Below are 12178 nucleotides of genomic sequence, written 5' to 3' on the forward strand. Positions count from 1 at the left end.
CGGTGATCAGGACACGCCGGTCAGCCAAAATGTGAGGAGCGGCTATTGTTGTTCAGTTAAATGCAGCACACTTTCGAACCCATTGGGCTGAACTTAGTTTCGTACTGCGCATCTTTTAGCCCATCGACCCGATTCAATCCAGTGGCGGCGGCAGATTATGCCCCAGACGCCGGTGAGATAGGTGGCTGTGTTTTTCTCAATGGAATGTATAGGGGAGCTTCACCCGATGAACTTACGATTGAACCACCGCACTGGCCTGCAAATGCTGGCCCTGATGCTGTTCACTTCGCTGCTGGCCGGTTGCGGCATCAATAACATTCCGACCCTGGATGAACAGGCCAAGGCTGCCTGGGGCCAGGTGCAGAACCAGTACCAGCGCCGCGCCGACCTGATTCCCAACCTGGTGGAAACCGTCAAGGGTTATGCCCAGCATGAGCAGGAAACCCTGACCGCCGTGATTGAAGCGCGGGCCAAGGCCACGTCGATCCAGGTCGATGCCGGCACCTTGGACAACCCGGAAAAACTCAAACAGTTCCAGCAGGCCCAGGACCAGTTGAGCGGCGCCTTGAGCCGGCTGATGGTGGTGGTCGAGCGTTACCCTGACCTCAAGGCCAACCAGAATTTCCTGGCCTTGCAATCGCAGCTTGAAGGCACCGAGAACCGCATCGCCGTGGCCCGCCGTGATTTCATCCTGGCAGTGCAGAAGTACAACACCGAAATCCGCACCTTCCCCGGTCGCCTGTGGCACAGCGTGATGTACAGCGACCTGCCGATCCGCGAAACCTTCGAGGCCACCAGCCCCAACGCCGAGAAAGCGCCTGAAGTGAAGTTCTGATCAATGCTCCACAGGCTATGGCGTTACCACGGATGAGGTTCCAATGCGCGTGTTGAAAATTGGCCTGGTGCTGCTGCTCTGGGTGTTTGCAGTCACGGCCCAGGCCGAATTGAAGTTTCCGGCGCTGACCGGGCGGGTGGTGGACACCGCCCAGATGCTCGATCCTTCGGTGCGCGGGCAACTGGACGGGCAGCTCAAGGCCCATGAGCAGGCCACCGGCGAACAAGTGGTGGTCGTCACACTGGCGGACCTGCAAGGCACCAGCATTGAAGATTTCGGTTATCAACTGGGGCGTCATTGGGGTATCGGGCAGAAGGATAAAAACAACGGCGCGTTGCTGATCGTGGCCCGGGACGACCGTAAACTGCGGATCGAAGTGGGCTACGGTCTGGAAGATCGCCTGACCGATGCCCAGAGTTCGGTGATCATCAACCAGGTGATCACCCCGGCCTTCAAGACCGGTAACTTCAACAAAGGCGTCAGCGACGGCGTGGCGGCGATGCTGCTGGTGTTGGGCGGCAGCCCGCTGGATGAACCGGCGCCGGTGTACAGTGCGGACGGGCGGGAACAGGGCGATTTTGTCGAGCGTCATCCCGGGTTGTTCATCTTCCTGGTGTTGCTGTTTATCGTGACGATATTCATTTGCCAGATGCTGGGTATCCTGCCAGCGGGCCGAGGTGGCTCCGGCGGCTCCGGTGGAGGAGGCTTTGGCGGCGGTGGTGGTGGCGGTGGTTTCAGCGGCGGCGGGGGCAGTTTCGGGGGCGGCGGTTCGTCGGGCGGCTGGTGACAATAATAATGAGCAGGTACTTTTAACCATGGCGTTACTGACTGAACACGAACAACGCAAGGTCGCCGAGGCCATCGCCCGGGTCGAGCGCGAAACCGACGCCGAACTGGTCACCGTGCTCGCCGCCCGTGCTGACGACTACGCCTATATTCCGCTGTTGTGGGCCAGCCTGTTGGCCCTGGTGGTGCCCGGCGTGCTGCATTACCTCACGGGCTGGTTGGCCATGCACAGTCTGTTGATGGTGCAGTGGATCAGTTTCATCGTGCTGTGCCTGCTGTTTCGCATTCCAAAAGTCACCACCCATTTGGTCCCTCGTTCGGTGCGCCATTGGCGGGCCTCCAACCTGGCGCGCCGACAGTTTCTCGAACAGAACCTGCACCACACGGTGGGCAGCACAGGAATGCTGATCTTTGTTTGCGAAGCCGAGCGGTATGTGGAAATTCTGGTGGATGAAGGCATTTCCAAGCGCCTCGACAACAAGAGTTGGGATGCCATCGTCGCGGCATTCACCCAGCAGGTTCGCCAGGGGCGGACACTGGAGGGCTTCGTGACTTGCATCGAAGCCTGTGGCGAATTGCTCAAGGTGCATGTGCCGGTGACCCACGAGCGCAATGAACTGCCCAATCGGTTGGTGGTTCTGGGCTAGCGTGGAAAGCAAAGCCCGTGGGAGCAAGGCTTGCCCGCGATGAACGATAACTCGGTTTGCCCGCAGGATTGCGGTGCTTGCATCGCGGGCAAGCCTTGCTCCCACAGATAAACTCATTGCCCACGAATTTTCCCGTGCCCTCACTCCCCATCCCCCCTAAAATACCCGCCATTCCCGATTCGCCCCGCCCCGAGGCCGCTTTTTCATGTCTGTCACCGCAACCCCCGCCCGTCCCGCGCCGGATCACCACGCCCAGTTCGTCGAGCTGCTGCAAACCAGCCTTGAGCAGAGCGCGTTCATCAAACTGGTGCTGGCCAAGTACGTGGGGGATGAAGCGGACCTGCAACGGCTGATCATCAAGCAACTGACGGTCAAGGATCAGCCGTGCCTGTCCTTCGTCTACCGCTACAAGACCCGCGACATCACCAAAAACTTCCCGCTGACCGAAGGCGTGGCGACCATCGCCGCGCTGGTGCCAGCGTCGTTCAAGAACGCGCATTTGCTGGCGGTCACCGACGAGGCGCAGTTGGAATACAGCAAAAAGGGCAAGAGCTCGCTGTTCAAGAGCAAACCCCAGCAACTGCGGGAAGTGCCATCGGCCGAGCACAACCGCGAGAAAAATCGCTTCCTCGACCTGAGTCGGCCGTTCCTGGCTGATCTGGGCGTGACTAACCACAAGCACGAGCTGATTCCGGCGATGTCGCGCAAGTGGAAGCAAATCAACAAATTCATCGAAGTTTTCAGCCATGCGCTGACCTCCTCGCCGCTGGCGCTGGACAAACCGGTGCGGGTTTCGGATTTCGGCTCGGGCAAGGGCTACCTGACCTTCGCCATTCACGATTACCTGCGCAATACCTTGCAGGCCCAAGGCGTGGTGACCGGTGTTGAACTGCGCGAAGACATGGTCAAGCTGTGCAACGAAGCCGCCGCGCGCCTGGAGCATCCGGGCCTGAGCTTCCAGCACGGTGACGTGCGCAGCGTGGCGCCGAGCGCGGTGGACGTGATGATCGCCTTGCACGCCTGTGACATCGCCACCGACTACGCGATTCACATGGGTATTCGCTCCGGCGCTTCGATCATCATGTGCTCGCCGTGCTGCCACAAGCAGATCCGTCTGCAAATCCAGAGCCCGGCGTTGCTCAAGCCGATGCTGCAATACGGCCTGCACCTGGGCCAGCAGGCGGAAATGGTCACCGACAGCTTGCGGGCGTTGTTTCTGGAAGCCTGTGGCTACGAAACCAAGGTGTTCGAGTTCATCTCCCTGGACCACACCAACAAGAACAAGATGATCCTGGCCGTCAAACGCGCCGAACCGATGGATCCGACCGAGCTGCTGGCGAAAATCCAGGAGCTCAAGGCGTTCTACCACGTCACCGAACACTGCCTGGAAACCTTGCTGCGCAGCGATGGTTATCTCTAGCGCTGAACCCTTGTGGGAGCGGGCTTGCTCGCGAAGGCGGTGTATCAGCCCCTGAGTTGTTGGCTGACACTCCGCTTTCGCGAGCAAGCCCGCTCCCACAGGACCCTGTCCCGCACTTCATCAATGTGCAGCCCGTCCGGTAATGACGGGTTATCGCTCTGCGATCGACGTACCGGGCTACCTTTAATGCGTTCACCCCTAACGCATCCCCAAAGGAGCCCCACCCCATGGCCGCTAAGAAGATCCTCATGCTGGTCGGCGATTACGTCGAAGACTATGAAGTCATGGTGCCATTCCAAGCCTTGCAGATGATCGGCCACACCGTGCACGCGGTTTGCCCGGACAAAACTGCCGGGCAAACCGTGCGCACGGCGATCCATGACTTCGAAGGCGACCAGACCTACAGCGAAAAACCGGGACACTTGTTTGCCCTCAATCATGACTTCGCCAGTGTCGAAGCCGCTGACTACGACGCGCTGCTGGTGCCGGGCGGGCGTGCGCCGGAATACCTGCGCCTGAATGAAAAGGTCCTGCAACTGGTGCGTGATTTCGACCAGGCGGGTAAGCCGATTGCTGCGGTGTGCCACGGCGCGCAGTTGCTGGCGGCCGCGGGCATTCTGGAAGGGCGCGAATGCAGCGCTTATCCTGCGTGCGCCCCGGAAGTACGTCTGGCGGGCGGGACCTTTATCGATATTCCGGTGACCGAAGGCCACGTCCAGGGCAATCTGGCGACCGCCCCGGCGTGGCCGGCGCACCCGAACTGGTTGGCGGGGTTCCTGACCTTGCTGGGCACGGCCATCACCCTATAGCGCGGCGGGCCTGACTGGCAGAACAAGCGCCGCGGGTCTTTACTGCTTGGGCAACTATTTGCGCGCCTGAGGAGAACTCCTATGTCTGGATGGTACGAAATCAGCAAAAGCAGCAACGGCCAGTTTCGGTTTGTGCTCAAGGCGGCCAACGCCGAAACGATTTTGACCAGCGAGCTGTATGCCACCCGTAGCGGCGCTGACGGCGGCATCGCGTCGGTACAGAAAAACAGTCCGTTGGCCGAACGCTATGAACTCAAGAACACCAAGGACGGCCATCCGTACTTCAATCTCAAGGCCGCCAACCACGAGGTGATTGGCAGCAGCGAGGCCTACGCCTCGGACGCCGCCCGGGACAAAGGTATCGCCAGCGTCAAGGCCAACGGACCGACGACGGTGATCAAGGACAAGACCCTGGCGGCGCTTTGAGTTTCCCCCCGGTAGACGGCGTAGGAGCTGTCGAGCGAAGCGAGGCTGCGATCTTTCCGCAGGCGCTTGAGTCCCAAGCGAAAGATCAAAGGATCGCAGGCTTCGCCAGCTCCTACAGCGCCGAGCCAAACCATGCACTGACCTGAAGGTGGGTTTCCAGGTCATGCATGCGCAGGTTAAACCTCCACCGGCACCGACAGCTTCGGATCGCCCAACGGATGGCTCTTGGCATCGAAGAACCGCAGTTCCACCCCCAACCCCTGGAACACTTTGGCGTAATGGCGCTTCTGGTGCTGGATGAACGCCTGGCTACGCGGGTAGATCGAAATTGCCACGGTTTTCGGCGCAGCCAGGCGCAGGGCATGCACGATGTGGCTGTCCTGCTCGCCCAAGGCATGACCGAACAGGCACAGGTTGTCGCCGTGGTGCAGCAACTGGTCATAGCAGAACGACAGGTAGTCGGAGCTGCGGATGGTCTTGAGCTTGTCCTGGCTAGGGCCTTCATTGACGAACAGCGGCACGTCGTCGAGGGTCTTGATCGTGTTGTTGATGGCGAAACTGCCCAGCAGCGTGCCCTCGGTGGAGGTGAGCTTGCGCGCCGTGCCGTCCTGGTTGCGCACCAGGTGCAGGCCGCCGTGCAGGTACAGCAGGCGCGGTTTGTCCGTGGCTACCTGGCTCAGATCAAAACCGTGGTCGCTGCCGAGGAACAAGTCGGTGAGGGTCTGCGGCGCATGCTGGATCGCCCAATAGTTGAGCAAATCGTAGTTGGTGGTGAACACCGTGCGGTAGCGACTCAGCTCCTGGTTGAGCGTCGCCAGGGTTGACGGCTGCACCAGTCGCCAGGGGATATGCACAGCGTGCACGGTGTTGATCAGCGCTTCTTTGATCGCGTAGTAGCGATTGCGCGGGGCGGCGGAGCTGACGGCCAGGGCCTTGTTGACTCGGCTGGTGGTTTTCAGCGCGCCGAGCACTTGCTCGAAACTGCGCGTCTGCATCGCGTCGAACACGCTCAGTTCCGACGGGCTCAGCGGCTTTTCTTCAACGGTGCGGGCATTTTCGAACAACGAGTCATAGCCGAAATCGTCCCATACGGCGCGGCTGGCACCATTGCCCACCAGCAAGCCGCTGAAGGTGGTATGGGCGCGCAAGGCCTCCCAGTCTTCGAGCCGGGCGTCATATTCCTGGAAATCGGTCATCGCGAAGCTTATCCCAAACGTGGCAAAAGGCAGGGCGCGACTTTATCACGACCCAGTCTTGAGCCAGATCAAGATACGCTGTGACTACTCGGTCATTCTGTAGGCCCTGCCGATCCGGCCTCAACCAGGAGCGTGACCCCATGAGCAGTACTTTTTTCATTCCCGCCGTGAACATCATGGGGCTGGGCTGCCTCGATGAAGCGATGACCGCCATCCGCAACTACGGTTTTCGCAAGGCGCTGATCGTCACCGACGCCGGGCTGGCCAAGGCCGGCGTCGCGAATATGGTGGCCGAGCAACTGGCGCTGCAGGACATCGATTCTGTGATCTTCGACGGTGCCAAGCCCAACCCGAGCATTGCCAATGTCGAACTCGGATTGGGACTGCTGAAGGAGAGCCGGTGCGATTTCGTGGTGTCGCTGGGCGGTGGTTCGCCCCACGATTGCGCCAAGGGCATCGCCCTGTGCGCCACCAACGGTGGCCAGATCCGTGACTACGAAGGCGTCGACCGCTCGAGCAAGCCGCAATTGCCGTTGATCGCCATCAACACCACGGCCGGCACCGCCAGCGAAATGACCCGTTTTTGCATCATCACCGACGAAACCCGCCACGTGAAAATGGCGATTGTCGATCGCAACGTGACCCCGCTCATGTCGGTCAACGACCCGGCCCTGATGGTGGCGATGCCCAAGGGCCTGACCGCCGCCACGGGCATGGATGCGTTGACCCATGCGGTCGAGGCTTATGTGTCCACCGCTGCCAATCCGATCACCGATGCCTGCGCGCTGAAAGCCATCACCCTGATCAGCGAGAATCTGCGCAAGGTCGTACGCGATGGTAGCGATCTGACGGCGCGGGAGAACATGGCCTACGCGCAGTTTCTGGCGGGGATGGCGTTCAACAATGCTTCCCTGGGTTTCGTACACGCGATGGCGCACCAGTTGGGTGGCTTTTACGATTTGCCTCACGGTGTATGCAACGCGGTGCTACTGCCTCATGTGCAGAGCTTCAACGCCTTGGTGTGCGCTGCTCGCCTGACCGACGTGGGGCAGGCGATGGGTGTCGACACGCGCGGGTTCAGCCCGGAAGAGGGCGCCCAGGCCGCCATTGCGGCGATTCGTCGCCTGGCCCATGACGTGGAAATTCCGGCCGGTTTGCGTGACTTGGGCGTGCGCCTCAATGACGTCCCGGTGTTGGCTGCCAATGCCTTGAAAGACGCTTGCGGCCTGACCAACCCGCGAGCGGCGGATCAGCGGCAGATCGAAGAAATTTTCCGCAGCGCGTTTTAAGGGGCCCGTGGCGGCATGAACCTCACGCATAACATCGCCGCCATCCCCAGCAGCGTGCACAACGCTGCCAGCGGCCAGGCCTGTTGGCTCAACAACAGGCTGGCCATGGCGCCCATCACCGACGCCATCAGTTGATGCAGAAAACCGCTCAACGCCATGGCGTAGGCACCGGCCACCGGTGAACCCTCGTTGGCCAGGGACAGGCTGATGGGATAGGTCAACGACTGGCCGAACACCGCGAAGCAATACGGCAGCCAGAAGAGCAACGCGATGCTGCTCAGGGTGAGGCTGCCTGCCAGCATGGTCGCGCTACCGCCCAGCACCAGTGCGATGCCCCAGCCCATCATCCGTCGTTGGCCGGTACGCAACACAAAAGCGTTCACCACCAGCGCGCCGAGCAGATACGCTGCGCTGATCGGCCAGCCCAGCAGACCGTACTCAATGGGCGACCAGTGGAAGCTTTCCTGCAGAATCAGCGGTGCGGCGGTATTGAAGGCGACGATCACTCCGTAACCCAGACCACCTGCGAATGCTGGTAGCAGAAAACCACGGCACCTGAGTATCTGCACGTAAATACGCCCCGCCGATTGCCCGTTGCGGGCCTCTGTCAGCGCCGGGAACCGTGCCCGGGACACGGCCGCTGCCATGGCCAGGCTGCTAGCGCCTAGCCCGTAGAAGATCGCCTGCCACCCGAAAGCCGCCTGGATCAGCGAGCCCAGGTACTGGCCGATGCCGAGGGCGATCACGAAGGCAATCGATATCCATGACAGGGCCTTGGCCAACAGATCGCCGCTGAAACTGTCACGAATCAACACCCGCGCCATCACCGAGATGCCGCTGGCACCGATGCCCTGGATCAGCCTGAACGCCAGGAATGCCTCCACTGTCGTGCCCAACGGCAGGGCCATATTGGCCAGGCCGTACAGCCCCAAAGCCGCCAGCAAGATCGGTTTGCGCCCCAGGCGCTGGCCCAGGCTGCCCCACAACAACATGGGCAGCGCCATGCCGATCAGGTACACCGACAACCCCCAGGATGCCCGGGACGCATCGCTCCCCAGGTCCCGGGCGATATCGGGGAGGGCCGGCAAGTAGATGCTCATGCCCAGCTGCGCGAGGAAGACGGTGGTGCAGGTGACGATCAGGGTCGTGCGGTTCTTCATCAAGCACTCGTTTCAAGGGCGGATGTCACGTCCGTGGGCCAGCAGCAGGTCGCTGAGCCGTTCGCAGAATGAGCGAATCACGTTGGGCTCCATATCGGCACGCAGAGTGATGCGGATTGCGGCCTTGCCTTGCGGTACCACGGGGAAAAAGACCGCTGAAGTGAAATACCCCAGCTCGGCCAGTTCGACCGCCACGCTATTGGCCAGGGTCGCTTCACCGCAGGGCATCAGACGGATCGCCATGGGGCTGCTGCGCTGTTCGGTACGAACGAGGCTGTCGAAGAGGCGGATATTAGCCTGCAAACGCTCCTGCAAGGCACTGAATTCCCGGCTGCGGTGCAGGCGGATCGAGGCCATGCCGGCGCCAATGGCCGCTGCGTTCAGGCTTTGGGACCAGTTGCTCGGTCCTCCATAGCGTTGCACCAACGCTTTGTGCCGTTCACTGCCAAACATGGCCAGCCCGCCACTGGCCCCGAATGACTTGGCCAGTGAGGCGACAATCAGGGTGCGCTCGTCCACCGCATGGAAGCGCGAACGGGCCAGGCCAGCGCCGCATTGTCCTACGGTAGACAGCGCGTGAGAGTCGTCCAGGTAGAGAAACAGGCCATAACGATGTTTGAGATACAGCAGGCTGTCCAGATCCGCTACGCCGCCCATGCTGTAGGCGCCATCGGCCACGTAGGCCACGTTGCGTTGTTGTTTGCACAGGTCTTCGAGGAAATCCATGTCATTGTGCGGGCACGTGATGACTTGAGTTTCATCGGCGCAGGCAGCCTTGATGTGATTCATCGAGTAATGGGCATGTTTATCAAACACCATCACCGGTGGCCGATTGTCCGTCAGCACGCCGCTGGCCAGCAACGGCAGGATCCCGGCGCTGGCAGCACTGCACGACAGGGCGCTGAGGCAGCTGGCGCCAAACAACTCTGACAATTGGGTTTCGTATTGGTCCAGGATCGCCAGCTTGCAGCGATTCTTTGAGTTGGCCACACGCAGGGTCCCGGTTTCCCATAGGGCGGTCATGGCGCCGTCCAGCAGCGCGGGGTGGTAATCCAGGCCCAGGTAGGAAGTGGTGCAGAAGTGATGAAAGGTCCGGCCGTACTGGTCGACCAGGACATTGGGGGTCTTGACCTCGACATTCAGCCCCGAGATTTTTCCGACTTCGGCGCTCTTCCAGTCCGGATCCGCGAGGGAAATGGCTTTGCGGTAGTTGGTGAAGTGATGGGTCGATTGTGCAGTCATGGCGCGATTACATTCCTTGGTTGAGTGGTGCTGTCCGTGGGGTGTTTCAATATCTGTGTGTTTCCAGACTTTACAGATCGTTGTGCCGGGCTTTGAATCGGCTATTTCTGGTGTGTTTGAGTGTTACGGGAGACTTCTGTGTAGGACCTTGCCTAAGGGCTTGGGCGGCAAATCCATTCGCGCCGTCAGAGCTCGGTGAAGTCGTGTTTTTACCCCCGAATATGCTGCGTTTCGCTTTGCCAGCAGCGCAGGCGCGACACCGGTTGGCGGCGTAACGTCGATATCTTTCTAAAGGTTGCTTATCCATGCTCTCAGGCTTCAATCATCTGACCCTTGCCGTCACCGATCTGGACCGCAGCGTGGGGTTTTATCGCGAGCTGCTGCAGCTTCGTCTTGAGGCCAAGTGGGACAGCGGGGCTTATCTGTCGCTGCCTGGGTTATGGTTGTGCCTGTCCCTGGACCCGGCGCGAAAAACCGAGCCCGCCGCGGACTACACCCATTACGCGTTCAGCATCGATGCGGGAAATTTTCCATTGCTGATGGCGCGGCTGAACGCCGCCCAGGTAACGCCCTGGCGCGACAATCGCAGTGAAGGTGATTCGTGTTACTTCCTCGATCCGGATGGGCACAAGCTTGAGGTCCATGTGGGGGACCTGGCTTCCAGGCTGAAGGCTTGTCGGCAGGCTCCTTATGCGGGAATGGAGTTTTTTACGGATCCGTGAGGGGGCGAGTTGTCTGGCGTTGCGGTACTCGTCGATGTTGTCTTGCGGATCTCACCGTTTTCATACTGATCACTTACGCTATCCTCATCGTATGTATGGGGGCGTGTCAGGGCTGCACGCTGTATCAGCGTGGTGAACTGCCCCCCGGACTCACTCACCGCCGCATCATCCGGATGACCTCCAGCACCATGGATACTCGAAGTTCCGCGCCGCTGGCCAGTTACATCGATCTTTTGATGGACGCTGTGTGTGCCGTCGATGGACAAGGGCGGTTCGTGTTTGTCAGTGCCGCCTGTGAGCGCATTTTCGGCTACACCCCGCAGGAGTTGATTGGCCGGCCGATGATCGACATGGTGCACCCTGCCGACCGCCAGCGAACCCTTGAGGCGGCACGGGAGATCATGGACGGCGAGCCCAAGCTCAATTTCGAGAACCGCTACCTGCGCAAGGATGGCCAGGTGGTGCACATTTTGTGGTCGGCGCGCTGGTCGCCGGTGGATCAACTGCGGATCGCCGTGGCGCGGGACATCACCGAGCGCAAGCAGGCCGAGTCCCGGCAGGCGGCGTTGTATGCGATTTCCGAGGCGGCCCACGCAGCGGCGGATTTGCTGGCGTTGTTCAAGCGCATCCACCTGATCATTGGCGAGTGGTTGCCGGCGCTGAATTTTTCGGTGGCGTTGTATGACGAGCAATGTGCGCAACTGAACTTTCCTTACCACGTTGACGATCTGGAGCGGCAGCCTGAATTGCCCGGTACGATCACCGGGCGTTTGTGCGCTGAGGTGATTCGCAGTGGTCAGCCGATCCTGCTGACCCCCGGTTGCCGCCAGTTGCCGCCAGGTTTTTCCGACCTCGTGGCGCGTCCGGACGCGCCTTGTTGGCTGGGCGTACCGCTGAACTCGCAGAACGGTACGATCGGCGCGTTGATCGTCAAGAGCGCCCCAGACAACGAACGCTACACCGAGCAGGACAAGGAACTGCTGCAATACGTCTGTGCACAGGTCACCATCGCCATCGAGCGTCAGCAATTGCACGCCCGGTTGCAGCACATGGCGCAGTACGATCAATTGACCCAAGTGCCCAACCGCGCATTGCTGCGTGACCGGTTCAAGGCCGCACTGGTCACCGCTCGCGCTGCGTCAGGGCGCATGGCCTTGCTGTACATCGACCTGGATCGCTTCAAACAGATCAACGACACCTACGGCCATGGGGTGGGTGACATGCTGTTGCAAGCGGTGGCCAGTCGTCTCAAGGGATGTATCCGGGATACCGACACCGTGGCGCGCATAGGCGGCGATGAGTTCGTGGTCCTGCTCCATAGCATTCAGACTTTGGAAGATGCCCATCGCGTACAGGAGAAAATCCGTCATACGCTGGCCCAGCCGCTACGCCTGGACGGGCATTGCCTGAGCATCGAGCCGAGCATCGGCGTGGCCTGTTTCCCCGACCATGGCACTGAGGACGTGGCACTGTTCCGTCACGCCGACGCGGCGATGTACGCCGCCAAACGCCAGAATCACGAGGCGTCCGGCATCTGACCGCGCACCACCGTTCGTCGTGGTGTTAGACGTTTTTTTCAAACCTTTCAGGCACTGTCCCTTTCCTATGTAAGGCGGATCCCGCTCGCCGGAAACATCGCCCGCGAT

At 60.6% G+C, this 12178-nt stretch carries 12 protein-coding genes; 9 read left to right on the forward strand and 3 right to left on the reverse strand.

All coding sequences use genetic code 11. The features are described 5' to 3' along the window. The first annotated feature begins 226 nt into the window (after positions 1–226). From EPZ47_RS07045 to EPZ47_RS07070, 6 genes are all read left to right on the forward strand, one after another. The gene (locus EPZ47_RS07045) at positions 227–835 is read left to right on the forward strand and encodes a LemA family protein (RefSeq protein ID WP_135844131.1); all 609 of its coding nucleotides are present in this window, start codon (positions 227–229) and stop codon (positions 833–835) included. A 43-nt stretch (positions 836–878) separates the two neighbouring features. Then, positions 879–1622, forward strand: coding sequence for a TPM domain-containing protein (locus EPZ47_RS07050; RefSeq protein WP_135844132.1), 744 nt, complete (start codon positions 879–881; stop codon positions 1620–1622). Between the two features lie 28 nt (positions 1623–1650). Beyond that, positions 1651–2268 carry a TPM domain-containing protein gene (locus EPZ47_RS07055; RefSeq protein WP_135844133.1) on the forward strand — a complete coding sequence of 206 codons (618 nt, stop codon included), beginning with the start codon at positions 1651–1653 and terminating at the stop codon, positions 2266–2268. Positions 2269–2473: 205 nt separating this feature from the next. Then, positions 2474–3688, forward strand: a complete 1215-nt coding sequence (locus EPZ47_RS07060; RefSeq protein ID WP_135844134.1) for a class I SAM-dependent methyltransferase — start codon at positions 2474–2476, stop codon at positions 3686–3688. Between the two features lie 227 nt (positions 3689–3915). Further along, complete coding sequence (locus tag EPZ47_RS07065) at positions 3916–4497, forward strand: DJ-1/PfpI family protein (protein ID WP_135844135.1); 582 nt, start codon at positions 3916–3918, stop codon at positions 4495–4497. A gap of 81 nt (positions 4498–4578) precedes the next feature. Further along, the gene (locus tag EPZ47_RS07070; RefSeq protein WP_135844136.1) at positions 4579–4923 is read left to right on the forward strand and encodes a YegP family protein; all 345 of its coding nucleotides are present in this window, start codon (positions 4579–4581) and stop codon (positions 4921–4923) included. Between the two features lie 176 nt (positions 4924–5099). Here EPZ47_RS07070 and EPZ47_RS07075 read toward each other — a convergent pair whose 3' ends face one another. Then, entirely contained in the window at positions 5100–6119 is a 1020-nt protein-coding gene (locus EPZ47_RS07075; protein WP_135844137.1) for a DUF4917 family protein, read from the reverse strand. A 140-nt stretch (positions 6120–6259) separates the two neighbouring features. Here EPZ47_RS07075 and yiaY point away from each other — a divergent pair, with 140 nt between their 5' ends. After that, positions 6260–7408 (forward strand): L-threonine dehydrogenase, encoded by a 1149-nt coding sequence (yiaY, locus tag EPZ47_RS07080; RefSeq protein WP_135844138.1) that lies wholly within the window; start codon positions 6260–6262, stop codon positions 7406–7408. Here the strand turns inward: yiaY and EPZ47_RS07085 are convergent. Continuing rightward, complete coding sequence (locus EPZ47_RS07085) at positions 7405–8568, reverse strand: MFS transporter (RefSeq protein WP_135844139.1); 1164 nt, start codon at positions 8566–8568, stop codon at positions 7405–7407. The two genes, yiaY and EPZ47_RS07085, sit on opposite strands and share 4 nt — an antisense overlap. A 12-nt stretch (positions 8569–8580) precedes the next feature. After that, a complete protein-coding gene (locus EPZ47_RS07090) occupies positions 8581–9810 on the reverse strand; it encodes an aminotransferase class I/II-fold pyridoxal phosphate-dependent enzyme (protein ID WP_135844140.1) in 1230 nt (409 codons plus the stop codon). Between the two features lie 305 nt (positions 9811–10115). Between EPZ47_RS07090 and fos the strand changes: the two genes are divergently transcribed. Together fos and EPZ47_RS07100 are read left to right on the forward strand one after the other, a co-directional pair. Next, the gene (fos, locus tag EPZ47_RS07095) at positions 10116–10532 is read left to right on the forward strand and encodes a fosfomycin resistance glutathione transferase (RefSeq protein ID WP_135844141.1); all 417 of its coding nucleotides are present in this window, start codon (positions 10116–10118) and stop codon (positions 10530–10532) included. A gap of 188 nt (positions 10533–10720) precedes the next feature. Further along, complete coding sequence (locus EPZ47_RS07100; protein WP_135844142.1) at positions 10721–12070, forward strand: diguanylate cyclase domain-containing protein; 1350 nt, start codon at positions 10721–10723, stop codon at positions 12068–12070. Positions 12071–12178: the final 108 nt, after the last annotated feature.

Origin of the sequence: Pseudomonas viciae (assembly GCF_004786035.1) — a bacterium.
Lineage (GTDB): Bacteria > Pseudomonadota > Gammaproteobacteria > Pseudomonadales > Pseudomonadaceae > Aquipseudomonas > Aquipseudomonas viciae.